Annotated in this window: 24 protein-coding genes; 7 read left to right on the plus strand and 17 right to left on the minus strand. The window is 58.8% G+C overall.

All coding sequences use genetic code 11. From position 1 onward, the window contains the following. The first annotated feature begins 116 nt into the window (after positions 1–116). The 3 genes from B3Q33_RS09345 to B3Q33_RS09355 all read left to right on the plus strand — a co-directional run bounded on the left by B3Q33_RS09345 (position 117) and on the right by B3Q33_RS09355 (position 2,511). Positions 117–251 (plus strand): hypothetical protein, encoded by a 135-nt coding sequence (locus B3Q33_RS09345; RefSeq protein ID WP_269530077.1) that lies wholly within the window; start codon positions 117–119, stop codon positions 249–251. 70 nt (positions 252–321) lie between these two features. Next, positions 322–1,044 (plus strand): glycerophosphodiester phosphodiesterase, encoded by a 723-nt coding sequence (locus B3Q33_RS09350; protein WP_272962423.1) that lies wholly within the window; start codon positions 322–324, stop codon positions 1,042–1,044. Between the two features lie 111 nt (positions 1,045–1,155). After that, positions 1,156–2,511 (plus strand): DEAD/DEAH box helicase, encoded by a 1,356-nt coding sequence (locus tag B3Q33_RS09355; protein WP_272975454.1) that lies wholly within the window; start codon positions 1,156–1,158, stop codon positions 2,509–2,511. Between the two features lie 65 nt (positions 2,512–2,576). Here B3Q33_RS09355 and B3Q33_RS09360 read toward each other — a convergent pair whose 3' ends face one another. The 10 genes from B3Q33_RS09360 to B3Q33_RS09405 form a co-directional block, all read right to left on the minus strand. Next, positions 2,577–3,251, minus strand: coding sequence for a hypothetical protein (locus B3Q33_RS09360; protein WP_035248893.1), 675 nt, complete (start codon positions 3,249–3,251; stop codon positions 2,577–2,579). A gap of 281 nt (positions 3,252–3,532) precedes the next feature. Further along, positions 3,533–4,060, minus strand: coding sequence for an activator protein (locus B3Q33_RS09365; protein ID WP_272962422.1), 528 nt, complete (start codon positions 4,058–4,060; stop codon positions 3,533–3,535). 136 nt (positions 4,061–4,196) lie between these two features. Further along, positions 4,197–5,102, minus strand: coding sequence for an aspartyl/asparaginyl beta-hydroxylase domain-containing protein (locus B3Q33_RS09370; protein WP_035248897.1), 906 nt, complete (start codon positions 5,100–5,102; stop codon positions 4,197–4,199). Positions 5,103–5,425: 323 nt separating this feature from the next. Beyond that, positions 5,426–6,631 carry a sulfate adenylyltransferase gene (gene sat / locus B3Q33_RS09375; protein ID WP_035248899.1) on the minus strand — a complete coding sequence of 402 codons (1,206 nt, stop codon included), beginning with the start codon at positions 6,629–6,631 and terminating at the stop codon, positions 5,426–5,428. Between the two features lie 314 nt (positions 6,632–6,945). Continuing rightward, positions 6,946–8,004: a succinylglutamate desuccinylase/aspartoacylase family protein gene (locus B3Q33_RS09380; protein ID WP_035248900.1), complete on the minus strand. Its 1,059-nt coding sequence runs from the start codon at positions 8,002–8,004 to the stop codon at positions 6,946–6,948. A gap of 113 nt (positions 8,005–8,117) precedes the next feature. Continuing rightward, complete coding sequence (gene rimK, locus B3Q33_RS09385; RefSeq protein ID WP_035248902.1) at positions 8,118–9,026, minus strand: 30S ribosomal protein S6--L-glutamate ligase; 909 nt, start codon at positions 9,024–9,026, stop codon at positions 8,118–8,120. Next, on the minus strand, positions 9,023–9,460 hold the full coding sequence (locus tag B3Q33_RS09390; protein WP_035248904.1) for an ATP-dependent zinc protease: 438 nt from the start codon (positions 9,458–9,460) through the stop codon (positions 9,023–9,025). Before B3Q33_RS09390 ends, rimK begins: the two co-directional genes overlap by 4 nt. An 11-nt stretch (positions 9,461–9,471) precedes the next feature. Next, positions 9,472–9,855, minus strand: coding sequence for a lactoylglutathione lyase (gene gloA, locus B3Q33_RS09395; protein ID WP_035248906.1), 384 nt, complete (start codon positions 9,853–9,855; stop codon positions 9,472–9,474). Positions 9,856–10,299: 444 nt separating this feature from the next. Continuing rightward, the gene (locus B3Q33_RS09400; RefSeq protein ID WP_035248909.1) at positions 10,300–11,703 is read right to left on the minus strand and encodes a YncE family protein; all 1,404 of its coding nucleotides are present in this window, start codon (positions 11,701–11,703) and stop codon (positions 10,300–10,302) included. Between the two features lie 199 nt (positions 11,704–11,902). Further along, positions 11,903–13,126, minus strand: a complete 1,224-nt coding sequence (locus B3Q33_RS09405) for an argininosuccinate synthase (RefSeq protein WP_035248911.1) — start codon at positions 13,124–13,126, stop codon at positions 11,903–11,905. A gap of 201 nt (positions 13,127–13,327) precedes the next feature. Here B3Q33_RS09405 and rnt point away from each other — a divergent pair, with 201 nt between their 5' ends. Continuing rightward, on the plus strand, positions 13,328–13,996 hold the full coding sequence (gene rnt / locus B3Q33_RS09410) for a ribonuclease T (RefSeq protein WP_052042962.1): 669 nt from the start codon (positions 13,328–13,330) through the stop codon (positions 13,994–13,996). Between the two features lie 242 nt (positions 13,997–14,238). On the opposite strand, the gene B3Q33_RS09415 is transcribed toward rnt, so the two are convergent. The 5 genes from B3Q33_RS09415 to B3Q33_RS09435 all read right to left on the minus strand — a co-directional run bounded on the left by B3Q33_RS09415 (position 14,239) and on the right by B3Q33_RS09435 (position 20,267). Next, entirely contained in the window at positions 14,239–14,841 is a 603-nt protein-coding gene (locus tag B3Q33_RS09415; protein WP_035248916.1) for a peroxiredoxin, read from the minus strand. 186 nt (positions 14,842–15,027) lie between these two features. Then, complete coding sequence (locus B3Q33_RS09420; RefSeq protein WP_035248917.1) at positions 15,028–15,750, minus strand: PepSY-associated TM helix domain-containing protein; 723 nt, start codon at positions 15,748–15,750, stop codon at positions 15,028–15,030. 170 nt (positions 15,751–15,920) lie between these two features. Next, entirely contained in the window at positions 15,921–16,259 is a 339-nt protein-coding gene (gene grxD, locus B3Q33_RS09425) for a Grx4 family monothiol glutaredoxin (protein ID WP_035248920.1), read from the minus strand. A gap of 168 nt (positions 16,260–16,427) precedes the next feature. Continuing rightward, entirely contained in the window at positions 16,428–18,620 is a 2,193-nt protein-coding gene (locus B3Q33_RS09430) for a TonB-dependent receptor family protein (protein ID WP_273008997.1), read from the minus strand. Positions 18,621–18,716: 96 nt separating this feature from the next. Next, positions 18,717–20,267 carry a hydantoinase B/oxoprolinase family protein gene (locus B3Q33_RS09435; RefSeq protein WP_273008996.1) on the minus strand — a complete coding sequence of 517 codons (1,551 nt, stop codon included), beginning with the start codon at positions 20,265–20,267 and terminating at the stop codon, positions 18,717–18,719. A gap of 247 nt (positions 20,268–20,514) precedes the next feature. Between B3Q33_RS09435 and B3Q33_RS09440 the strand changes: the two genes are divergently transcribed. The 3 genes from B3Q33_RS09440 to B3Q33_RS09450 all read left to right on the plus strand — a co-directional run bounded on the left by B3Q33_RS09440 (position 20,515) and on the right by B3Q33_RS09450 (position 23,751). Then, on the plus strand, positions 20,515–21,696 hold the full coding sequence (locus tag B3Q33_RS09440) for an aspartate aminotransferase family protein (RefSeq protein ID WP_273008995.1): 1,182 nt from the start codon (positions 20,515–20,517) through the stop codon (positions 21,694–21,696). Next, complete coding sequence (gene argF, locus B3Q33_RS09445; protein ID WP_273008994.1) at positions 21,693–22,601, plus strand: ornithine carbamoyltransferase; 909 nt, start codon at positions 21,693–21,695, stop codon at positions 22,599–22,601. Before B3Q33_RS09440 ends, argF begins: the two co-directional genes overlap by 4 nt. Positions 22,602–22,701: 100 nt before the next feature. Then, on the plus strand, positions 22,702–23,751 hold the full coding sequence (locus tag B3Q33_RS09450; protein WP_273008992.1) for an ABC transporter ATP-binding protein: 1,050 nt from the start codon (positions 22,702–22,704) through the stop codon (positions 23,749–23,751). A gap of 150 nt (positions 23,752–23,901) precedes the next feature. Here the strand turns inward: B3Q33_RS09450 and B3Q33_RS09455 are convergent, their stop codons facing one another. Continuing rightward, the gene (locus B3Q33_RS09455; RefSeq protein ID WP_035248933.1) at positions 23,902–25,005 is read right to left on the minus strand and encodes a GGDEF domain-containing protein; all 1,104 of its coding nucleotides are present in this window, start codon (positions 25,003–25,005) and stop codon (positions 23,902–23,904) included. Next, entirely contained in the window at positions 25,002–26,105 is a 1,104-nt protein-coding gene (locus B3Q33_RS09460; RefSeq protein ID WP_035249015.1) for a GGDEF domain-containing protein, read from the minus strand. Before B3Q33_RS09460 ends, B3Q33_RS09455 begins: the two co-directional genes overlap by 4 nt. Between the last annotated feature and the right edge of the window lie 62 nt (positions 26,106–26,167).

A 26,167-nucleotide genomic window follows, 5' to 3' on the forward strand; every position in this document is an offset into this window, starting at 1 on the left:
CATTGCAATCCTTTTTGTCACACCCTGTAAGCAAAAGCTTACAGCGCAACAACAGAGCATTCCGGCCCGGCAAGCTAATCTTGACCTTGTTTAAAAAACAAGCAACGGGGTGATTCATGGAATACGAAGAGCAGCTGGATCTGGAATGGGTACCCGAGGCCGTAGAGGGTATTTTCGAAGATGCCCATGCGGATCATCCCGGCCAGTGGGAATCTTTTGACGCCGACATGGCCAGCGCCCACGCCGCCTGAGCGTCACCTCCGACCACGTTCCCGACTTATGGCGCTTTAACCTGGCCAGTTTCCGGGAGACAATACCCCCATGGACGTAATCTGGATCAGCCATCGCGGCCTGCACCAGCGCCATGTGGAAAACAGCCTGCACACGTTCGAGGCCGCCGCCGAAGCCGGCTTTCACACCCTGGAAACCGACCTGCGCACTACTCGTGACGGGCTTATCGTCCTGCATCACGATCCCGCTTTGATTCGCACCGCCAGCAGTGATGCCATCATCGAAGAGATGGATTCGGATCGTTGTATGAGCCACCGCCTCAACGACGGCCAGCCACTACTGACCTTCGATGACTTTGCCCGCACTTTTACCGAGCAACGCTGGGTGCTTGATATCAAACCCGAGAGCGCTGAACGCACTCTGGGCGCCCTGCGCAACTGGGCGGATCAACAACAAAAAGGCGATTGGCTCTGCCGCCAGGCACGCTTTCTGCTCTGGCATCCCGATCACACACGACGGTTACGCGAGCTCTTCCCCGCGGCCATTACCATGGCCCCCCAGAACGAATGCCGGCGGGCCGGCCTGTCCCTGTTGATGGGCCTCAGGCCGCTGGCAGCCATCCGCAACGGGCGCACCTATTCCCTGCCGCCGGTCTTCCATGGTCTCCCCCTGCTCCGTCGCTCCCTGGTGGATGCCTACCACCACCTTGGCGGCCGGGTGCTGGCATTCCTGCCAGAGGGACAAGAGCAGCAGCGCCAGGCGCTCCGCTCCGGGGTTGATGAGGTGCTCAGCAACACACCGCCACTCGGCTGATCACCTTTATTTCGCCACTCAGCAACGCTATCGGCAACCAGACCGCCGGGCTCGTGTTCCTGCCCCGGATCGGGTAGGCTTGCCGCCCCTTCTTAAGTTAGACCCAATTTCATGCCTTTTACTTCCCTTGGACTGGGGGATGACCTGTTGGCCGCTGTTGCCGATCAGGGTTATCACACCCCGTCACCGATCCAGGCCCAGGCCATCCCCGCCGTACTCAGCGGCCGTGATGTGATGGCCGCTGCCCAGACCGGCACCGGCAAAACTGCCGGGTTTACCCTGCCCCTGCTGGAGCGCCTGCGCGCCGGCAAGGCCGCCAGCAATAACCAGGTACGTGCCCTGGTACTGACCCCCACCCGGGAGCTGGCCGCCCAGGTCGCCGAAAGTGTGGCCACCTACGGCAAGAATCTGCCGCTCACCTCCACCGTGGTATTCGGTGGTGTGAAGGTGAACCCACAGATGCAGCGCCTGCGCGGCGGCGCCGATATCCTGGTAGCCACCCCCGGGCGCTTGCTGGATCTCTATCAGCAGAACGCGGTGAAATTCGATCACCTGGAAATACTGGTGCTGGATGAAGCGGACCGCATGCTCGACATGGGCTTCATCCATGACATCCGCAAGATCCTCTCCAAGCTGCCACCGAAACGGCAGAACCTGATGTTTTCGGCCACCTTCTCCCCGGAGATCCGCGCCCTGGCCAAGGGCCTGGTGAACGATCCCGTGGAAATCGATGTGAGCCCGCGCAATACCACCACCGAGCTGGTCACCCAATGGATCGCGCCGGTGGACAAACAGCGTAAGGCTGCCCTGCTCACCCACCTGATCCAGGACAACAACTGGTTCCAGGTGCTGGTCTTCAGCCGTACCAAGCACGGCGCCAACAAGCTGGCCAAGCAGCTGGAAAGCAACGGCATCGAAGCCGCCGCGATCCACGGTAACAAGAGCCAGAATGCCCGCACCCGCGCACTGGCAGACTTCAAGAACGGCAAGATACGCGCGCTGGTCGCCACCGACATCGCCGCCCGCGGCCTGGACATCGAACAACTGCCCCAGGTCGTCAACGTGGATCTGCCCAATGTGCCCGAAGATTACGTACACCGTATCGGTCGCACCGGGCGTGCCGGCGCCACCGGCCAGGCCATTTCCCTGGTCAGTGCCGATGAAGCCCAGCAGCTGAAAGATATTGAGCGGCTTACCCAGCAGCAGCTGGAGCGCAAGATTGTCGCCGGCTTTGAGCCTGGCGAATCACTTCCAGCAGCCGGTGCTCTGCAGCCGCCGAAGCGAAAACGTCCGAAGAAAGCCAAACCGGGTGGAGGAAACGCTGGCGGCGGAAATGCCCAGGCCCGCAACAACAACGGCGGCCAGCAACGTCAGGCAAGACCGGGGAACGACAGCAATCGTCCAGGTAACAGCCAACGGCGACGCCGCCCCTCAGGCAATCGCCGACCACAGACCCAGCAGTCCTGAACAAGAAAAGGCGCCAATAGGCGCCTTTTCTTTAGCTTCTAGCTAAAAGCTCGCAGCTGATTGATTTATCGCTGCCGCAGCAGGCCCTGATAGTGGGCCATATACCCTTTCAGCTCGTCATTGCTCAGATCCTTGAGCACCTTGTTGTTCACCGCATGCACGGCCTTGCGGCTACCATCAATCCCCACATTCAGGGCTTTCTGGGTCACAAAGCCGATTTTGACTTCCTTGGTGTTGGCGACAAAGACTTCATCGATAATTTTGTCCGACATGGCGCTCATCACCCGGGTAACCAGGGCCACGTCTTCGGTGCCCTTGCCTGCCGCACACAGCTCGGTGGCCTTGCGGAAATCAGCGGCAAAGCTGTCTTCCACCGGGAAAGCGATACTGGCGTGATTATCGTTGTCGTCGCCAGCCTGCCAGTACATGGCCTTCACGTTCTTCACCACCGGGGCGAATTCCGCGTTAGACACCTTCTTGAAAATTTGGCGGGTGAGCATGCTGGATGCCTTGCCGGCGGTGGACACGGCAAAGTCGATCACCTTCTTCTGGCCCCCGGACAGCTCGGTCATGTTGGCCGGCTCCACCAGGAACAGGCTGAGAATCCGGTCGGTAAGATGATCCACCATGTGAATGAACTTCTCGGCACTGTCTTTACGATCGTGCTCGACGGCATGAAGGAAATCTTCGGTGCTGTTTACCAGCGCCGGGTTAGCGGGAATCGCCACCACGTTCTGCATTGTTATATCCTTGCCTTGCAAACAGTTGCTGTCACTGAAAAAACTCATGATAGCTGGGCGTTGGCCCGAGGGGAAACGCCGATCGGGCCGGAATAACAAAGCCTATACGATGGCGATCATGAACCCGGCAATGAAAGAGGCCGCAGTAGCGCCGCGTACCAAGCCTGAATCAAAAGCATTTTCACCACAGAGGGCACAGAGCACACAGAGAAAAACCGGTTTTCCCTCAGTGATCTCTGTGCCCTCGGTGGTAAATCAGTCTTTGGTATTTAATTGCCGGGTTAACTGGCGTCCTGGCTGGCACCGGGGTGGCGAACCGTTTCCGCAGAACGGCCTGCTGCGCGGATATCCACCTGGGGCGAGGTAACCATGGTGCCGTCCATGGCACAGTCCGGGCCCAGCGTGACCGCGTCAAACGTGGCCGAGCCATCCGTGTTTCCCCACACCAGTGATACTGGCCCCGGACCACAGACCCCCCCCAACAGTGGCACCCTGACCTTGACCTGCATATCGTCCACCGTGAGGCGCCCCGGATGATCCACCTGCCCCTGCCAGGGCAGCGCCAGCGCCTTGATACTTTTGCACAACGGATTCATGCCACCGAAGATGACCTCGGTAACCCGAATGGCGCCCTGCTCACTGACCTGGCCGTTGAAAGTGGTATGGCAACTGACCGGGATAGCGCCTTTCTTCATGGCCAGTTTACCGCTGGCAGAAAACGCCCCCGCCGGAGCCACCGTCACGTCTGCACTGGCCACCCCGGCACACGCCCAGGCCATAACCGCCCCGGCAATGATGTTCCTTATCATTATTGTTATTCCCTAGCGATGTGTTCACCGGCATGGTGGCATGATGGAGAGAGACGCCCCAAGCCAGCCGGACGCAAAACCACGACCGCTCGGCAGTTTTTCTTAAGGAGCCTCTGAATAACTCCTTAACGCCAGGCTACAACAGCTGGTAACCGATACTCCCCAGCACCGCCAGCACCACGGCCCACTTGGCTGTCACGTAGAAGGTCTTGTTCTTCCGCTTTACCGATTTCAGGAAGCCCTTGTAGGCAATCACCCCTTTGCCCAACTTGTTACCCACACCGGTGTGGCTGCTATCCAGATTATCGATGAAAAACAAGCGGTTGAAGAACCAGCCGAAGTACCAGTACACCTTCTGCACCCACTTCCATTTCATCGGTCGGTCCACGTCAGTCATCAGGATAATCCGCGGCGTCTCGGTGCGGTTCCAGGCGGAGTGGATGTAGGTTTCATCAAAAATGATGCTGTCGCCATCACGCCAGATGTAGTCATCCTCATTGACCGTCAGGCCACAGCCTTCATCATTGGGCGTGCTAAGCCCCATGGAATAACGCAGGGTGTAGGCGAACGGATCATGGTGACGATTGAGCTTCTTGCCCGGCATCAGTACCGCAAACAGGGCAATGTTCATGGACGGCAGCTGATCCAGCAGGGCCATGGTTTTCGGCGCCAGATCGTAGGCAGAGGGCAACTTGTTGTCGTACACCTTCAGGTAAAAACTGGTCCAACGACCATCCTTGTAGAAACTACTGGCGGGCAAATCATCCTTGGCGGCGATCTTGCCTCCTTCATAAAGCGCCAGCGCCTCGTCGCGAATGGTTTCCCAGTTGTCCTCGATCAGCTGCAGCTCGGGAAAATGGTTCACACCGATGCGCGGCGTGGTAGGCACCTTCGACAGCAGGTAGGCCGGGATATTGAACGGCACCATGAAAGTGGAAAAATCCGACAGCTGCCGCTTGAGCCCGAGCGGCTTGCGATTGCGCACCCGGATAAACACAATGCAGCCCACATAGAGCAGCACACAGACCACAATAACGGCCATAACCTGTACCTTTATTCTGCCAACGGGGCTTTAACTGCCCGAAACGGGCCACCCGGAAAATGAATGGGCGGGATTTTACCTCAATTCAGCCGGTAAAACCGGAGGCACATCGGTAATTTGCTGCCGCTGCTCGACACCACCAGCCCGTTTTGAGGGGGTCAGGGAGTTATGAATCAGGCAACACTTCCTCGAACCGGGACAACCCCACCTGCAGACGCACCTTGACCAGAGACATCGAGGACAGGCACAGGCCCGAGACGAAAAAAGCCTCTAAAAAGAGGCTTTTCCCGATGCAAATTGAGCGCAGAAACGCTCAGGAAAGATTACTTGCCAGCGTCCAGCGTCTGGTAATAATCCATCAGAATCTGTGCTACTTCCGGGCGGGAGAACTCCTGCGGGGGGGCAATGCCCTGACCCAGCATCTCACGCACCTTGGTGCCTGACAGCAGAACAAAGTCGTCCTTGGTGTGATCAGGCACGTCGCGCATCATCACCACGCGTCCGAGTTTCTTCGAATAGGCGGTGTGATCGGCCTCGAAGATTTTAATTTCCAGAGCACCCGCTGGCACTTTCTCCTGGAAGATGGTTTGTGCGTCGAAGGCGCCGTAATAATCACCGACACCGGCATGGTCACGGCCAACAATCAAATGGCTGCAACCGCAGTTCTGGCGAAATACCGCATGCAGAACGGCTTCACGGGGACCGGCGTACAACATGTCAAAACCGTAACCGGTAATCATCACGGTGTTGGGCGGGAAATACACTTCCACCATTTTGCGAATGGAGGCATCACGCACGTCGGCCGGAATATCACCCGCTTTCAATTTGCCCAGCAGCATATGAATCAGGATACCGTCAGCGTTCAGCGCTTCCTGGGCCATACGGCACAGTTCTTCGTGGGCGCGGTGCATCGGGTTACGGGTCTGGAAAGCGACCACATTATTCCAGCCACGCTCCACGAACTCGTTGCGGATGGACACCGCGGTGCGGAAGGTATCGGGGAAGTCGTCAGCAAAGTAGGAGTAGTTCAACACCTGGATATCGCCGGAAACGATAAAGTTGCCTGCGGCCAGGAAATTGGCCACACCCGGGTGCTGCTTGTCGTTGGTGGCAAAAACCTGCTCGGCCACGGCTTCCAGTTCGGCGTCAGACGCTTCTTCGATGGCGGCTACATCCATCACCGCAATCACCGGCTGGCCGTCCACATTGGGATCGCGCAGGGCGATGCGCTTGGCGCCTTCAATGGCGCTGACATCCTGCAACATATTGACGATCGGCACGGGCCAGAACAGGCCATCGGCGGTGGTCAGGTTTTCCGCCACTGACAGCATGTCGGCCTTGTTCATATAGCCAGACAACGGGGTGAAATAACCGGCCCCCATCATCACCGCATTGGCGGCAGCTGCCGAGCTGATCACTACTGAAGGCAGTGATTCCGCTTCATGCTGCAAGGCAACGCGCGCAGCTTCATCGGCGACGTACAAGGGATTCAATGCGTCCGCACCATGCGGCTTGACCAAAGCGACCATCTATTTACTCCAAATGCTCAATCAACGGGGTATCCATATCGCGGCGCAGTATAGCAAAGGATAGGCAACAGGTCGGCCCGGAGAGAGTGACAACAGCGGGAAAAGCGGAAAAGCAAGAACAAAACCAATAAAATCAAATGGTTAAAATAACACTAGCGAGATTCAGCGGCCCACTTTTTTCACTCATTTATCGGCATAGCAAGCATGGCCACTGTCAACTCAACCTTTTGTATTACCCTCTTTCCGCCAAATCACAACTCCTAGCCAACAGCCTATGAGCAGAATGGCCCCGGATTCAGCCAAACAATACCGGGTTATACAATCGGCGGCTCACCGGAAAGGGTCGGCCCCTCTTCGATATCGTTGGTGAACACTTCCAGCGACTGCGCCACTTCACTGACTTCCTCGAAGCGGGCAATGTGGTAAAGGGCTTCGCCTTCGTTCACCAGCGGCATGTTGTTGCGCCCCACCAGGATGCCGGCGGCCGGAGAGTGGATGTTGACGTCATCGCCACCGAAGGGGCTGGAGATACGGCCGATCAGGTCGTCTTTCTTGATCCAGGCCCCCAGTGCCACCAGTGGCAGAAAAACGCCATCGCGCTCGGCACGCACCCAGCTCGAAGAGCGGGCGATATAGGGTTCGCTGGGCACCTTGGCGCGACGAGCGCCAGTCATGCCCAGGTGCTGAAGAATGTTGAGAACGCCTTTAACCCCAGCGCGGATGCAGGACTCGTCGAAACGCAGGGCCTCGCCCGCCTCATAGGTAATCACCGGGATGCCCTGGGCTTCAGCCACTTCCCGCAGCGTACCCTCGCCCAGTACCGAGTTGATCACCACCGGTACGCCAAAGGCGTTGGCCATGGCGGCAGTGCCCTCGTTGGACAGGTCAGCGCGGATCTGCGGCAGGTTGGCACGGTGCACGGCACCGGTATGCAGGTCCACGGCATGGGTAGCCCGATCCAGCACCTGGCTTTTGAACTGCCAGGCCATACGCGCGCCCAGGCTGCCGGTTTCGGAGCCAGGGAAGCAGCGATTCAGGTCACGGCGGTCCGGCAGGTAGCGGGTCTTGTGAATGAACCCGAATACGTTGACCACCGGCACCGCCAGCAGCGTACCGCTGAGGCTTTTCAGGGCGGAATGGCGCAACAGGCGGCGGATGATTTCCACCCCGTTGAGTTCGTCACCGTGGATTGCCGCACTGACCATCAGCACCGGCCCGGGCTTGCGCCCGTGGATCACATGAATGGGGACATTCAGGGGCGTCTGGGTATAGAGCTGCGCCAACGGCAGCTCCACCTTGGCCCGGGTCCCAGGCTTGACGCTGACGCCATCCAGTTCAAACGGCAATACTTTCGGTTCTTTGGTATTTTTCATTTTTCACCCGAAACAGCCACTACATTACATCCACTGTAGGAGCCTCGCTTGAGAGGCGAACTCTACGATGCAAAACCTTCGCGCCTCAAGCGGCGCTCCTACGGGAGCGAGGATCAGCCCTTGGAGCCTTTTGTCTGAGTCCGGTAGGGACGCGCATCCTTTTCGATGAAATTGATGACCATGCTCGCCACGTCCTTGTTGGTGGAGGTTTCGATACCCTCCAGCCCCGGGGAGGAATTCACCTCCATGACTAGCGGACCATGGTTGGAACGCAGGATGTCTACACCCGCCACATTCAGCCCCATGATTCGGGCGGCACGTACAGCGGTGGCGCGCTCTTCCGGGGTAATACGGATCAGGCTGGCGCTGCCGCCGCGGTGCAGGTTGGAACGAAACTCGCCGGGCAGAGCCTGGCGCTTCATGGCGGCGATCACCTTGCCACCCACCACGAAACAGCGAATATCAGCACCGCCAGCTTCCTTGATGTATTCCTGCACCATCACCGATACGTTCAGGCCCATAAAGGCCTCGATCACCGATTCCGCCGCCTTGCGGGTTTCCGCCAGCACCACGCCGATGCCCTGGGTACCTTCCAGCATCTTGATCACCAGGGGGGCACCGCGAACCATGTTGATCAGGTCGGGAATATCATCCGGGGAGTGGGCAAAACCGGTAATCGGCAAGCCAACCCCCTTGCGCGACAACAGCTGCGACGAACGCAACTTGTCTCGCGAGCGGGAGATGGCGACCGATTCATTGACGGGAAACACACCCATCATCTCGAACTGGCGCAGGACTGCCGTACCGTAATGAGTGATGGAGGCACCAATCCGCGGAATCACCGCATCAAAGCCTTCCAGCACTTCACCCTTGAAGTGAATTTCCGGCTTGTGAGACACCATGCTCATATAGCAACGCAAGGTATCAATCACATGCATTTCGTGGCCGGCCGCCTCGCCCGCCTCCACCAGTCGGCGGGTGGAGTACAGTCGCTTGTTTCTCGAAAGAATGGCAATTTTCATGGTTGGTCTTTATTTCCACCTAGAAGAAAAGATGCCGTGGGATCGACAGCAATCTCGCCCATGGCGGTTCGTCCCAACAGCATACGGAATTTCATGTTTTCACGATCAGTCAGGGTGATTTCGATGGGCCAACGGCGCCCCCCTAACTCGATATGGGTGAGGATCACCGGGCGCTCTTCCTTGTGGCCACCGGAATCAGTGACGACCCGGCGGTCCAGCACCACGGCCTCGCAATGGCTGACCTGGTCCTGGCCCTGGATCGGGTGGATGGAAAAACGGACCCATTCCTGGTTATCGCGCTGAAAACTTTCTACCTGGAAGGCATGCAACGCAGAAGTACGGGCCCCGGTATCCACCTTGGCCTTGATCGCTTCAATGTCCAGTTCGGGTAACGCTACCCATTCCCGCCAACCGACGGTGACCTTATTTACCAATCGAGAACCCCTCAGTCCCTTTCCAGCAATTCGATCTTGTAGCCATCCGGATCTTCTGCAAATGCCAGGATGGTACTGCCGTGTTTCATGGGGCCAGGTTCGCGGCTAATGCGCCCGCCCCGGTCGCGAATACGCTCACAAGCAGCGTACACGTCGTCCACCGCCAGGGCCACATGGCCGTAGCCATCCCCCAGGTCATAGCGGGTCTGATCCCAGTTCCAGGTCAGCTCCAGTACCGCTCCTTCCGATTCCGGCTGGTAGCCGACAAAAGCATTGGTAAAGCGGCCTTCCGGGTAATCCTTGCGGCGCAGCTCCTTCATGCCGAGCACTTCGGTATAAAAGGCCACGGATCGATCCAGATTACCCACGCGCAGCATGGTATGCAGGATTCGCATGCGTCATTCGCTCCTGATATCAGCAATTTCAGCGGGCACGGGAGCCCTGACTTGTTACAGGGCGAATAGTGGTGGCAGAGGACAGGATTGACAATGAAAAAGTGGGGTTTGCGACGGTGAAGGCTGTAAAACATTCCGGTAATCGCCGCTCATTGCGGACATTCAGGGGCATCCCCCTTTCCATAACCCGCCGCAGGAGCGTCGCTGGCGGCGCGAACCGGAACGAAGTGCAGGTAACGCCCGCGAGGGCGGCCCGAAGGGTGCACGAAGTGCATAAACCCAAGCTCAGAAAATATGTATCACCACAGAGGACACAGAGATCACTGAGGGAAAACAGGTTTTCTCTGTGTGCTCTGTGCCCTCTGTGGTGAAAATGCTTTTGCCCGAGGCTTGGTATCGCGCCCCCAGCGACGCTCCTACGGGCAGCGCCTTTTGCATCGTGACTCAGGGCAGGAACAGGCTGCCCTGTGCCTCTACCCACGCCTCCGGCACACTGCCCTCGCGGATGCGCTGGGGGTGATCGCCCACGTCCACACGGGCCACTTCCTGGCCGGTCTGGTAGTTGAACACGGACATCTGATCGGTACCGCTCCAGGACACATAACAATGGTTGCCGTCGGCACTGGTGGTCACCCAGTAGGGCTTTTCGCCGATACCGGTTTTCAGCTGGTGGGAGAAATCCTCGCGATCCACCAGCGCCACGTAGTCGCTCATGGTGCCAGCCACACACAAGGTGGAATCGTCCGCACTCATGGCAATACCGTGATGAGCGGAATCATTGACGTAGAATTCCCGTGGCAACCCGTTGGTCAAATCCGGCAACTCGGCCAGGCGCAGCACTTTTTCTTCCTGCATGTCGTACTCGATAAACCCGTGCAGGAACGACAGCTGAAAGTAGAAATAGCGCTCGTCGGCAGTGTGCGCCATGGGCCGCACCGCCGTACTGAGGTTGTCGTAACCAGCCTCTGCCAGATCCGCTTCCAGATCCAGCTGCTTGATGATTTCCAGGCTGTTGGCGTCCACCACCTGGAACACCCGCTCGCCCTTGGTGGCATCCAGCAGGTTCTGCCCCAGCAGGCCATCGGTGAGATCACCGATCAGTTGATTATCCAGCGGCGTGTAAACAGTGCCGATACTGGCGTGGTAGATACGCTCACCGTCCTCGGAATAGATATTCTCGTGGGGAGAATCCCCGGAAGGGAAGCGGCCGAGTTCCTCTCCGGTTTCCACATCCAGAATGTGTACCACATTGCCGGTGGAAGCGGACACCGCTACCTGGGTGCCATCCGGAGACAGGGCCATATGGTCAGAGCGATAGCCATCCACCAGGAATTGCCAGGCGATCTCACCGCTGACCACGTCGATGGCCACCACATCCGCATAGCTGGGCCGGGAAACGATCAGCAGACGACCGTCCGGCGAACTGTACATATCGTCCACATACTGGTGATTGCCTTCGCCGATCAGTACGCGAATGCCCTGGAAAAACAACAGATCCAGCGGATTGAGGGCAATTTCCTTCTCTCGTGCCGCCTGATCCGGGATACCGCTGATACGGCCAAGGCGCTGATAGGTCTGGGCATCGATGACATCGATCACGCCTTCCCAGTTGTTGCCCACAAAGATTACCCGCCGCGGGCCATCTTCAGTCTCTTCCGGCACCTCCTCGGCCACCTCATCCGGGGTGTCCTCCTGTGGTGGCGCCTCACGCTGGGCCTCATCGACATCGGTAGCAGCAGGCGTTGCGGAATCACTGCCGCCCCCGCCACAGCCACCCAGTAGCGACGCGGCCAGCAGAGTCAGTATCCCCAAGCGAACAATGGAAAAGCGGTTTTGCCCGATAGTCATGGCAAGGTCCTCGATCAGCCTGTTGTTGTGAGTATGTTGCTGCACTCAGGCTAATTGAGACTACCGTGCAAATTAAATGCATTTTCCTTGTCGTTATGTAACCGCAAAGACCGAACACCGGGCACAAAAAAAACCGCCGCAGCCTCTCGGCTACGGCGGTTTTCCGTATTGCATGCAGCGTGAAGCGTGCCGCGTTTCTTTAACTCAGCTTGCGGCCGTTCTTGGCAGCAATACGCAGACGCAGGGCGTTCAGCTTGATAAAGCCTTCCGCGTCTTTCTGGTCGTAAGCACCGGCATCGTCTTCGAACGTGGCGATAGAGGCATCGAACAAGCTGTCATTGTCAGAGCGACGACCGACCACAATGGCGTTACCCTTGTACAGTTTCATGCGCACTTCTCCGTTAACATGCTCCTGGGTCGCATCGATCAGCTTCTGCAGGGCCAGACGCTCTGGGCTCCACCAATAGCCGTTGTAGAGCAGCTCAGCGTACTTGGGCATCACCGAGTCTTTCAGGTGGGCAGACTCGCGATCCAGAGTCAGGGACTCGATGGCGCGGTGGGCCGGCATCATGATGGTGCCGCCCGGGGTTTCGTAACAGCCACGGGACTTCATGCCCACATAGCGGTTCTCGACGATGTCGAGACGGCCGATACCGTTGTCGCCACCCAGTTTGTTGAGCTTGGCAAGCACTTCGGCAGGGCTCAGGCTCTCGCCGTCGATGGCCACAATATCACCCTTCTCATAGGTGAGAGTGATATAGGTGGGCTGGTCCGGGGCCGCTTCCGGGCTCACGCTCCAGCGCCACATGTCTTCTTCCGCTTCCCACCAGGGATCTTCCAGGTTGCCGCCCTCGTAGGAGATGTGCAGCAGGTTGGCGTCCATGGAGTACGGGGATTTCTTTTTCTTGGTGGAGAAATCCACCGGGATATTGCGCTCTTCGCAGTACGCCATCAGCTTCTCGCGGGAGTTCAAATCCCACTCCCGCCAAGGAGCGATCACCTGAATGCCCGGGGCCAGGGCGTAGGCACCCAGCTCGAAACGCACCTGGTCGTTGCCCTTGCCGGTGGCGCCGTGGGAAATGGCATCAGCACCGGTTTCTTCGGCAATTTCCACCAAACGCTTGGCAATCAGCGGACGGGCAATGGAGGTGCCCAGCAGATACTCACCTTCATAAATGGTATTGGCGCGGAACATGGGGAATACGTAATCGCGCACGAATTCTTCGCGCAGGTCTTCAATGTAGATTTCCTTCACGCCCATGGCTTCTGCCTTGGCGCGGGCCGGCTCCACTTCTTCGCCCTGACCGATATCGGCGGTAAAGGTCACCACCTCACAGTCATAGGTATCCTGCAGCCATTTGACGATAACCGAGGTATCCAGGCCGCCGGAATAGGCCAGTACCACCTTGTTGATCTTGGACATTGAAAGACTCCGCATGTGAGAGGCCCCGGATCAGGCGCCCCCCGGTGAATCGAGGCCGCGTATTGTACCCGCCCTGCCCGGCTGGCGTCATCTCTGATCCGCTTTCGCGCCTGTTGCCCCTGCTGGCTTTCCGGTAGCATAGCCCCCTCTCGCGGCTGCCCAGGGCAGTCAGACGGGATTTGTGTGTCTGATGGAGTGATCATGAATGATCAGCACCCCAGCCTGGCGCTGCGGTTTCGGGGCTTTTTGCCAGTAGTGATAGATGTGGAAACCGGGGGCTTTAATGCCCAGACCGACGCGCTGCTGGAAATCGCCGCCGTCCTGATTGATATGGACGCCCAGGGCTACCTGCGTCCATCCACCCGCATCCAGTTTCATGTGGACCCCTTCCCGGGAGCCAACATCGAGCAAGCTGCGCTGGATTTTACCGGCATTGATCCGGACAACCCGCTACGGGGGGCTGTGCCCGAGGAAACCGCCCTGAAAGGCGTGTTCGAGCCGGTCCGCAAGGCCATCAAGCACCATGGCTGCACCCGCGCCGTGCTGGTGGGGCATAACAGCTTCTTCGATCAGGGCTTCCTGAATTCGGCGTCGGAACGAGCCGACATCAAGCGCAACCCTTTCCACCCGTTCTCCAGCTTTGACACCGCTGCCCTGGCCGGGCTGGTGTATGGCCAGACCGTACTGGCCAAGGCCTGCGAAGCCGCCGGCATCCGCTTCAACCAGCGCGAGGCTCACTCGGCGCTCTACGATGCCACCCGTACCGCCGAGCTGTTCTGCTCCATGGTAAACCGCTTCAAGGACCTGGGCGGCTGGCCACCCCCTCCACCAAAGGATATGCCGCCGACGCTGGCGAAGCAGCTGGATTGAACTGGTTTTTTTACCACAGAGGACTCTCAGGACACCGAGAAAAGACTGGGTCTCACCTCTGAATCCCGGAACGCCACCTTTGATTGCGTAGGGTGCACTGAGCCTCAGGCGAACTGCACCGATCCGGCGTTTGATGGTGCAGTTCGCCTGAGGCTCAGTGCACCCTACGTTTGAAAACCGCAAAAGTTTGCGGCCAAAAAAAGGGCGACCCTAGGGCCGCCCTTTTTTGTGCTGCTTTCTTTTTACAGCTTGTCTGCGTTACCAGACAGGTACTCGGCCACGCCGTCCGGGGTGTCCTTCATGCCGGAATCACCTTTCTGCCAACCCGCCGGGCACACTTCACCGTGCTCTTCGTGGAACTGCAGGGCGTCGACCAGACGAATCAGCTCGTCCATGTTACGGCCCAGGGGCAGATCGTTAACGATCTGGCTGCGCACCACGCCGTTCTGGTCGATAAGGAACACACCGCGGAATGCCATGCCGCCTTCGGACTCAACGTCGTAGGACTGGGCAATGCCATGGTTCATGTCGGCGGCCAGGGTGTATTTCACCGGGCCGATACCGCCTTCGTTGACCGGAGTGTTACGCCATGCGTTGTGGGTAAAGTGGCTATCGATGGACACACCGATCACTTCCACGTTGCGCTCTTTGAACGCGTCCATGCGGTGATCCAGAGCGATCAGCTCGGAGGGGCAGACAAAGGTGAAGTCCAGCGGGTAGAAGAACACCAGACCATACTTGCCCTTGATGGCTTCGGACAGGGTGAATTCATCAACGATGCTGCCATCGCCCAGTACTGCGGGAACCGTAAAATCAGGTGCAGGTTTACCTACCAGAACGCCCATTGTTTCTCTCCATTATGACTAAATTGACTATCCGGCAATTGAGGATGCCGGAACCAACATTGAATCTGAGCAGCGATAATACAACGGCTGCCGCCACGCTGCATGGCACTATCATGGGGATTATGGCCCTGCTTTCAATGGTCCGGTGGCTTTTGAGGCCGGAATCGACCATACCTGCTCAAATAATCACCGGCTGCGCGACCATATGATCACCCCGGTCAGCGCCAGTATCACCAGTAACAAGGCTGCCAGGTCCATCACCAGTTGTCCTGCCCAGCCGAATACACGCCCGGCATGCAGATCCTGTAGCAGCCGTTGCCAGTTCAGCGATGCCGGCACACTGGCGGCCTGCAAACGGGGTTGCAGCACCGCCGGCAACGGCTCGATCACAGCAGGCTGCCAGTCAGACACTGCCAGCACCACGCTGTTCAGATTTTCCAGACCGAACCGCAGCAGCCGACTTTCTGTCTCCAGGACCAACGCTTCCCCGGCCACTCCGAGGCGGGTAAACGCGGGGACACCCTGGCCTGGCCGCAGCCGTTCCACCTGTTCGCTGCCCTGCAACAACAGTAGATCGCCACCACAACCGGCCACGGTCAGACCCTGCGCCGCTACCGCCCCCTGAAACGGAGCCAAACAAGACGCCACGGCACTGCCATCCATAAACAGTCGCTCACCCGTCTGGGCATACCAGTGCCCGTCCACCTGACTGCCATGAATCTGCTCCGATAGCGGCACGCCATAGCTACGCGCCAACCAGGACGGCAAGGGGTCATCGGCCCAGTCCAGGGACTCAATATGATTCAGCAACACCCCGGTGACCGACAGCACCAGCACCGGCAGAGCGACCAGCAGGCCCAACCAGCGATGCCAGCGACGCCAATGGCCTGTGGGTTTGCGTTGTTTCACCGGGCTTCCTCAATACTGTGAAAAATCCGCTTCGATTGTAGGCGCTATGACACCGGAGCCAACACCGGGACAACCAGACCGATGAACAAAACCGTCAAGAGCACACAAACGGCGGACACAAAAAAACCCGGCGCGAGGCCGGGTCTTTTGTACGCGGGAGGACGACGCTATCAGGCGTTATCGCCGGCGTCGGCATCCACTGCGGCATCTTCAACCAGCTCCTTGAGCTGCCCGGAACGGTACATGTCCATAATGATGTCGCAGCCGCCGACCAGCTCACCGCCCACCCACAGCTGCGGATAGGTCGGCCAGTTGGCGTATTCCTTCAGGCTCTGACGGATTTCCGGCGCCTCCAGAATGTTCACGTAGGCAAACGGCTTGCCAACAGCGGTCATGGCTTCCACCACCTGGGCGGAGAAACCGCACTGGGGGAACTGCGGGGTGCCCTTCATGTAGAGGATCACCGGGTTCTTTTCGATCTGGTCTTTGATGACCTGGATAACATCCATACTGACTACCTGGCGGTTTGGGGTGTATTGGCTGTGGTTGGCCACTATTCTACCACTGATGGCCCTGCCCCTCCCAGATGGGGCCGGAACAATGCGGCTTCAAGGGTCTTCCATAACAGAAAAGGGGGCCGAAGCCCCCTTTTCCTCTTGCTGCGACAGGCAAATGCCTCAGAAGCGCACTTTCATACCCAGATAGCCGGTACGCGGCTTGTTCGGGCGGGCGCCGGCGGGATCGCGGGAGACGATTTCCTGATCGTCAAACACGTTATCCACCTTGGCATACACTTCCATATCGCTGTTCACGTGGTAGGTGGCCACTACATCCGCGACCACATAATCGCTGGTGCGCTTGAATGTCGTTACCTGACCAGGACGATCACAGCTATTGTCGATACACATACCCTCGGTGTGGCTGACGGACATCAGCGCAGACCAGGCTGCCGGTTTTTCCAGGCCGAAGGTCAAGCTGGCCAGATGCTCAGGCAGGTAAGGCAGTACATCGCCATCCAGTACGGACAGATCATCCGCATCCTTGGTGATTTCGCCATCGGTGTAGGTATAGGTCAGTCGTACCGGTGCCTGCAAACCGCTGTCACCTTTCCAGACCACGCTGTTCAGGCCCACTTCCAGACCTCGCACTTCGGATTCACCAAAGCTCTGGGTGCCGGAATCGTTACCATTCGGGCATGGGTTAGCGATAGAGCAGTTCTGAATGGTGTTTTCATAATCACTGTAGAACGCGATCACATCCGCACTGAAATTCTCGTTCCAGTAGCGGAAACCGGTTTCATAGTTGACGCTCTTTTCCGCATCGGTGCCTTTCTGGGAAGAAGCACCTGCCGGCGCAAAGCCCTGATGGACACCGGCCAGTACCGACCAGTTGTCATTGAGCAACCAGGTAGCACCCAGACCCGCCATCAGTTCTTCGTTACGGTTTTCAGTGCGGGCACTGACAGTGTTACGAGCCGGATCACCCCAGCGCTTGCTCTTGCTCTCCACATTCTCGTAACGCAGAGAGCCGGTGACGATAAAATCACCTACATAAGCATGGTCGATGATCCAGGCAGACATAGCATCGGCATTTTCCAGACGGTTATCACCGCCGGTGGGCAAGGTGTACGTCTGGTACACCAGGCTGCCATTGGTCTGATCAAAGGTATCAGTGGGCTGGTAGCGGTCCACTTCATCCTGGTGGTAACGGGCCCCGATAATCAGATCATTGTCCACAGAGCCGGTCTGGAAGCGATGGCTCAGTTCGGTCTGCACGCCCTCAGAAACGTACTCACGATTGTTGTTCTTGAACACCAGATCTGTGGCATCAGCAGTACCGCGCAGCACCGCCTGCTTGGCGCCACCATTCGCGTTGGCATCCGCCACAAAACCGCCAATGCCCTGGCCACCGATGCTGGCCAGCTTGTACCAGTTACGGTTGAACTCGTTGCGGTACACCACAGAGTTCAACTGGGTGCTCTCGTCAAACACCAGGGTATGACGCAGGGATACCGCATCCCGATCATTGTCCATCTGGTCAATGTCACTCATGCCGTAACGACGGTTGGCATCCCGTTCGAAATCCCGGTCGGTCAGGCCCAGATAGGTTTCGTCGGACACTTCCGTGGAGTGCTCCAGTTTCAATTCGAGCGACTGCTGGATATCAGCGGTTTCCGGCGCCTGCCAACGCAGCTTGGCGACATAGTCACGCTTATCGAAACCTGCGTCGCGGTTGGAACGGTCGATGTCCTTGAAGCCCTGAGTGCGTTGCTGGTGCGCTTCCAGCATGAAGCCGAACTGGCCTTCGGTAGCGCCGTAGTAGGCGTGAGCCCGCTGGGCGCCATCTTCACCACCTTCCACATTCACCATGCCCGAAGCACGGGCAGGAATCGGGGTGGACAGGAAGTTGATCGCACCACCCACGGTAAAGGGACCATAACGCAGGGTATCGGGGCCTTTCAGCACTTCAACACCGTAGAAACGGCCGGCGCTGGGGAAGTAATAGGCAGCCGGGGCAGCATAAGGCGCCGGGGCAATCAGCACCCCGTCTTCCATCAGGGAAACCTTGCTGGAACGATCACGACCGGAACCACGGATACCGATGTTCGGGCGCAGGCCATAACCTTCCTCTTCCTGGAAATAAACGCCGGGCACGTCGCGTAGCATGCGGTGCACATCGGTGTTTTCTTTTTCTTCCAGGTCTTCGTTGGTGAGCACGTGGGCAGAGCCACTAACACTAAAGGTATTCTGGCGATCCCCCAGAATCTGTACCGGTTTCAGCTCATTGGCTTGGTCAGCAAGAGCCGGAGCGGCCCCGGTGGCCATGGCGGAGGCGATGGCACAGCAAAGCAAGCGGCGTTGTAAATGCATGGTTTTCTCCTTCCCAACGCAAGTGCAAAAATTGTAAAGACCGTAAGCGAAGGAAAGATACAGCGAAAAAGAATCAACATCAATCAAATATCATTCTCATTTACACTTCGTATCGCAATAACCTCCTCCACCAGGTGACGCTACGAGCAAACGATCACCGGCACGGGCGGTAAAGCTGGTTTTCGGTGGCAATAACTCCCCGTTATGACGATTTTCCCCGACCGCCCCAAGCTGCCCGCCTGCCAGCCCCCAGGGAGCATGGCGACGACGCTCGGTGAGCAGCGTTACCTGGGCATCGCCCAGAAACTCCAGCTCACGGACCAGGCCATCACCGCCCACAAACTGGCCGTCGCCGCCGCTGCCCCGGCGCACCTGGTAACGGTGTACCCGCAGTGGATAGTGGGATTCCAGGCTTTCGATGGGCGTATTGAGGGTGTTGGTCATATGACTGTGCACCGCCGACAGCCCCGGACCACGGGCATGGGCACCGGTGCCGCCGGCCATGGTTTCGTAATAGTCCCAGCCATTCTCACCAGCCGCGCCCATGGCCACATTGTTCATGGTGCCCTGGCTGGCAGCGGGAATCGCCTCTGGCGCCGCCTGGGCCAAAGCCCCCAGCACCACATCCACCACCCGCGAGCTGGTTTCCACATTGCCGGCAGCCACCGCCGCCGGGCGATTGGCATTCAGCAAAGAACCTTGCGGGGCGGACAAACTGATGGGCCGGAACAGGCCATCGCAGGCGGGCACATCATCGTCCATCAGACAGCGAAAGCAGTAATAGGCCGCGGCCGCCGCCACCGACAGCGGGCAATTGATGTTCCCTGCCACCTGGTCGGCGGTGCCGGAGAAATCCAGGCGGGCCAGCTCCCCGGCGATGGTCAGGGTGACGGCAATGACGATGTCCTGCTGGCCCTGGCCATCGTCATCCATGTAATCCTGGAACCGGTAACAGCCATCCGGCAACGCCGCGATACGAGCCCGGGCGCGCTTTTCGCCATAGCGGTTGAGAGCATCAAAGGCGGCGACCAGATCCGCTTGCTGATCGGCCAGTTCCGCCAGGCGCCGGGCGCCGGCCTCGCAGGCACTGGCCTGGGCGACAAAGTCGGCGAAGCGGCGACTCTCCACCGGCAGTGCCCCGCTCTCCTCCAACCCGGCCAGCTCCCGGCACAAGGGCACCTGCCACTGCCCGACCCGTTTCAGCCAACTGGGGGCAATAACTATCCCTTCCTGGTCCAGACGGGTGGACACCGGCATGGAGCCCGGGCTGTGAGCGCCGATATTGGCATGGTGGGCCCGGGTCACGGCAAAACCGATCAGGCTGGCAGCTCCGAATACCGGGGCCACCACGGTCACATCCGGCAAGTGGGTGCCCCCCATATACGGATCATTAACCACCAGCAGGTCGCCCGGCTGCCAGTCCCGATCACTGACCAGATCCGCCATGGCGTAGGCCATGGACCCCAGATGCACCGGGATATGGGCCGCCTGGGCACACAGCCTGCCCTGTGCATCGAAAATGGCGCAGGAGAAATCCAGGCGATCCTTGATATTGGGAGACAGAGCGCTCAGACGCAGTACCGCGCCCATCTCATCACAGACCCCTGACAGACGATTGGCAAAAATACTGAGCCGGACAGGATTCATAGAGCAAATTAATAGTTAATAATGAAGAGTTAATAGCTAAATGCCGATGCATCTTCAGCTACGAAGACAGCCTACCGCCATTCATTGTTTGTTGTTAGCTGTTAACTATTCGCGGGTTTGTGCGCTATTATCGTCTGTTCCGGCAGCCTTGGGCTGCCGTTTTTTGTTTGGGACGGGCGCAGACGCACTCCACAACGTGGTCCTTACTCGTTATTAATTATTCATTATTAACTGTTAATTGCCTGTTATGTCGCAATATCTGATTCCCACCTATGCACGGCAGCCGCTGGCGTTTGTGCGCGGTGAAGGGGTATGGCTCTTTGATGAGGCCGGCCACAAATACATGGATGCCATCTCCGGGATCGGGGTCTGCAACCTGGGCCACTGCCATCCGGCGGTGACCCGCACCCTGGCCGATCAGGCCGGGCAGCTCATGCATACCTCCAACCTCTACCGGATCCCGACCCAGGAAGCGCTGGCCGAGCGACTGTGCGAACTGAGCGGCATGCAGAGTGCGTTCTTCTCCAATTCCGGCGCCGAAGCCAATGAAGCGGCCATCAAGATTGCCCGCCTGTTCGGTCAGCGCAAGGGCGTCAGCCGCCCCACCGTGGTGGTAATGGAAGGCAGTTTCCATGGCCGCACCATGGCCACCCTGTCCGCCACCGCCAATGCCAAGGTGCAGGAGGGCTTTGGCCCACTGCTGGACGGCTTTGTGCGAGTGCCCTTTAACGACCTGGACGCAGTACGCGCCCTGGCCGACAACCCGGATGTGGTCGCCTTACTGGTGGAACCGATACAGGGCGAAGGCGGTATCAATATTCCCGCCAGCGATTACCTGCCTGGCCTGCGGGCCCTGTGTGATGAACAGGACTGGCTACTGATGCTGGACGAGATCCAGTCCGGTAATGGCCGCACCGGCGATTACTTCGCCTGCCTGGGCGACAAGGTCACCCCGGACGTGCTGACCACCGCCAAGGGCCTGGGCAACGGCTTCCCCATCGGTGCCTGCCTGGTGGCCGGCAAGGCCGACGGCGTGTTCGGCCCCGGCAACCACGGCAGCACCTACGGCGGCAACCCGCTGGGCTGCGCCACCGCCCTGACCGTGGTCAACACGCTCACCGATGACGTGGTGGATGGCGTGGCCGACAAGGGTGCCTGGCTCAAAGAGGCCTTCACCCGGTCTTTTGCCGATCTGCCTATGATTACTGAAATCCGTCAGCGCGGCCTGATGATGGGAATCCAATTGGATCGCCCTTGCGCCGAGCTGGTCAACCGGGCCCGGGAAGCCGGGTTGCTGATCAATGTCACCGCGGCGTCCGTGGTACGCCTGTTGCCGCCCCTGGTTATCAGCCAGACAGAAATGCAGCACCTGGTAGATACCCTCTCCCAGGTCATTCATGACTTCGCCAATGAACAGGAGGTCGCATGACCCGCCACTTCCTGACGCTCACCGATCTGAGCCGGGACGAGCTGGGCTATCTGATCCAGCGCGCCATTGAACTGAAAACCATGCTGCGCAATGGCCAGAGCCATACGCCACTGCAGGGCAAGACCCTGGGCATGATCTTCGAGAAATCCTCCACCCGTACACGGGTGTCCTTTGAAGTGGCGATGACCCACTTCGGCGGCTCCAGCATCTTCCTGTCGCCCCGGGATACCCAGCTCGGTCGTGGTGAGCCCATCGAGGACTCCGCCCGCGTGCTGTCACGCATGGTGGACGCGGTCATGATCCGCACCTTCGATCATGCCACCGTGGAAACCTTTGCCGAGCATTCGGCAGTGCCGGTGATCAATGCGCTCACCGACGATTTCCACCCCTGCCAGTTGCTGGCCGACATGCAGACCTTTGTGGAGCATCGCGGCAGCATCCAGGGCAAGAAAGTGGTCTGGGTCGGCGACGGCAACAACATGTGTGCCAGCTATATCAATGCCGCCAACCAGTTCGACTTCGAGCTGGTGATCAGCAGCCCCACCAGCTTTGAACCAGACGGAGAACTGCTCAACCGTTACCCGGAACGGGTTCGTCTGGAAGTAGATGTGAACGAAGCCGTGAAAGGGGCGCATCTGGTGGTCACCGACGTGTGGGCATCCATGGGCCAGGAAGACGAACAGCAGACCCGTCTCAATGCGTTTGAAGGCTATCAGGTCACCCCGGAACTGATGGACCGGGCCGATCCGGACGCCCTCTTCATGCACTGCCTGCCCGCCCACCGCGGCGAGGAAGTCAGCCATGAGATGATGGACGACCCGCGCTCAGTGGTGTGGGATGAAGCGGAAAACCGCCTGCATGCCCAGAAGGCCCTGCTGGAGTTCCTGCTGACAGGTCAGCACTGATACTCACCCGTAAACCGTTGGAGCCTTGCTCCCAAGGCGAATGCTTTCAGGCTTTAGTCCAGCGAGCCAGACTCCAACATCCCCAGAAGGCGCCAACACTATGAACCCGCCGCTGCTTACCCTCGACAACCTGGCCTGCGGCTACCATCAGCAGGCCGTGGTGAAGGATCTGAGCCTGGAACTGGCCGCCGGTGAAATCGCCTGCTTGCTAGGCCCCAGCGGCTGCGGCAAAACCACCACATTGCGCGCCATTGCCGGGCTGGAACCGGTCACTGGCGGCAGCATTCATATCCAGGGTCGTCAGGTCTCCAGCCGCAGCCGCCAGCTGCCACCGGAAAAACGCGGACTGGGTATGGTGTTCCAGGAACACGCCCTTTTCCCTCATCTGACTGTGGCCGACAACGTGGCCTTCGGGCTGCGCAAACAACCCCGCGAGCAACAGCGCCAGCGGGTCAGCGAATGCCTGGACCGGGTGCGCCTGTCTGGCATGGAAGACCGTTACCCCCATGAATTGTCCGGCGGCCAACAACAGCGGGTCGCACTGGCCCGGGCACTGGCACCCCGCCCCGCCTTGCTGTTGCTGGATGAACCCTTTGCCAGCCTGGACCTGGATCTTCGCCGGGCACTGGCTCGCGAGCTGGGCGACATTCTCCGCCAGGAAAACGTCACCGCCCTTCTGGTCACCCACGATCAGGAAGAAGCCTTTGCCCTGGCAGACCGGGTAGGCGTGATGCGCCAGGGCCAACTGGAACAATGGGACACGCCGTATAACATTTACCACGCACCGGCCAACCGCTTCGTGGCGGAATTCGCCGGCTACGGTTCTTTTCTCCGTGGTGAGGTAGTGGATGACAACACAGTCAGAACCAGCCTGGGCGAACTCACCGGACGCAGCAATACGACCCTGACACCCGGAGGCAACGTCGATGTCCTGTTACGGCCGGAAGATGTGATCGCCGACGAAAGCGCACACCTGGCTCTGCCCGTCACCCGCCGCCAGTTCACCGGCGCCACCATTGTCTACCACCTGCGCGTCGGCGCCGCAGAAACCCTGCTCTGCCAGACCGACAGCCACACCAATGTGGTGGAAGGCGACGCGCTGCATGTGCGACTGGCGACCAAGCACCTGGTAGCGTTTGAAGCTAATTGAGAATGGATAATTGATAACTGCGCGAAATGGCGTAGTTCAATCATTAAACGCAAGAGGCCGCGTTCCAAGTTTGGGCGCGGCCTCTTGCGTTTCAGAACCAGCAGGCTTTCCCCGCGAGTTATCAATTATCCATTCTCAATTATCAATTCCTCACGCCACCCTGCTCTGATTCCGCCCCCCGGACTTCGCCCTGTACAGTCCCTGATCCGCCCGGTTGAGTAGTTCGTCCACGGTTTCGTCTTCCTGGCAGGCGGCCACGCCGACGGAGAGGCTCACGGCGTTGGGGCCGCCTTCCTGGCCGAAGCTTTCCTCGCGCCAGCGCTCACGCAGGCGCTCGGCGACCCGCAAGGCACCCTGTTCATTGCTCTGCGGCAGGATCAGCAGGAATTCCTCGCCACCGAGACGGCCGAAATAATCCCCGTCACGCATCCCCGCCAGCGCCAGCGCAGAAAAGCGACGCAATACCCGATCCCCCCAATCATGACCATGACGGTCATTGATCTGCTTGAAGTGATCCAGATCCACATAGCAGATGGCAAAGGACAGACCCTTACGGGCGAACAGGGCCCGCTGGCGCTCCAGAACTTCCAACAGGTGGCGACGATTGAACAGGCCGGTCAGGTCATCACGGATCGCCATTTCGCGGACCTGCTCCACCGCACGGGCCAGCTGATGATTCTTGTCGGCCAGGGCATCACGCAGACGGTTAATGCCACCACCGGTGATCGCAAAGCTTACCGAAATCATGGAGAACACCAGCCACTGCAAAGCCTCCACGGAAAAGCTCAGCTCCACCCAGCGATCATTCATGGCCAGCCACAACATCATCGCGTAGGCGACACTGGCCAGCATCGCCACGCCGATCATCACCTTGCCGGAAAGCCGGAACGACGCCAGCAACAAACCGGCAAAGAACAGAGTCACTACACTGAGACGAAACTCATCCACGTAGTAGCCGGAGACCATGAATACCACCATGAAATGCAGCACCATGGGCAGCGACAGGCTGGGCTCACTGAAACGCAGGGTCCACCCCGTGGCAAGCAGTAACTGGTAGGCAAACAGCGATACCCAGACCACAAACAGCATCAGCAGTCCCTGATCCAGTTCCACCGCAAAATAACCGAACTGGAAATACACCACACATAACAAGGTATGCATCGCCATGATCGCCATGGCCGAACGACTGTGTCTTTTTAGCAGCCGCTTTTCGCTGAGGGTCAACATTTCCGCCTGCCGCAGATCCTGATTCATGCGCCCTGCTCCACCACCAGTTTGTCGCGACCGGATTCCTTGGCCTGATAGAGAGCCCGGTCCGCACGCAGAACCACCTGCTCCGGCGTTTCCTCACGATGGTACATGGCCAGACCCGCCGACACCGTGACACTGAGCCCAGGCGCTTCCTTGAAGCGCTGGCTGCGCATGCCCAGCAAGATCCCTTCGGCCAGATTACTGGCCTCTTCCGGATCACTGACCGGCAGTACCAACATGAATTCTTCACCACCCAGGCGAGCCGCAAAATCCTGGCCACTCAAATGACGGCGTGACACCTCGGCAAAACGCTCCAGCACCAGATCTCCCACCCGATGGCCATACTGGTCGTTAATACGTTTGAAGTGGTCCAGGTCCAGGTACACCACACCCAGCTGATAGGCGCCCCGGGCAGCCTGCCCACAGGCTTTGGCCAACAGCTCCATGGCGTGACGGCGGCGATAAAAACCGGTCATCTCGTCCTTCACCGCCATGTCGTGGATACGCTCGACAATGTCCGCCAGTTGCAGGTTGCGCCGGCTCAACTGGGAGCGGATGGTGGAGATTTCCGACGCCAGCAGAATCACCGCCAACACCATGGCCGAAAACAGGCCCCACTGAATCCATTCACCGCGCAGGTCCACCACCTCCGGCCAGTACCCGGAGACCACACCGAGTATCACCGCATAACCGAATACGCAGTAGCCTGCCAGCCAGGCAAATTGCCGGAATGAGGCCTGCAGTACGCCCATCTGGACAATGGCAAAGAAAATCATCATCACGCACAGGCGCACCTGGTCCACCACCAGGGCAGTCAACAGGATTCCCGTAGTGGACCAGACCATTAACGGCATGATCATGGACGGTTCGGAAAGGCGACGGTTGAGTCCCAGAAGCATAAATAGGATAAAGCCCAGATGCCCCACCCAGATGACACCGAACAAGGCATAGAACAGGGGGGAGCCGCCGCGGAAGAAATCCAGCTGCAGGGAAATCCAGCACAACAGGGTGTGAGCACTGCCGCCTGCCAGTATGGCGAACAGTACCCGGCGCAGTCGCTGGAACTGCAAGGCTGCAGGGTTAAGCGTTAACGATTGATCCATGCCGGATTCCCGATCCGGTGCGACCATCCCCACTATCAGTCGCACCCGTTGGTAGCAATTTA

The organism is Alcanivorax sp. UBA3183 (genome assembly GCF_002364155.1).
Taxonomy (GTDB): Bacteria; Pseudomonadota; Gammaproteobacteria; order Pseudomonadales; family Alcanivoracaceae; genus Alcanivorax; species Alcanivorax jadensis.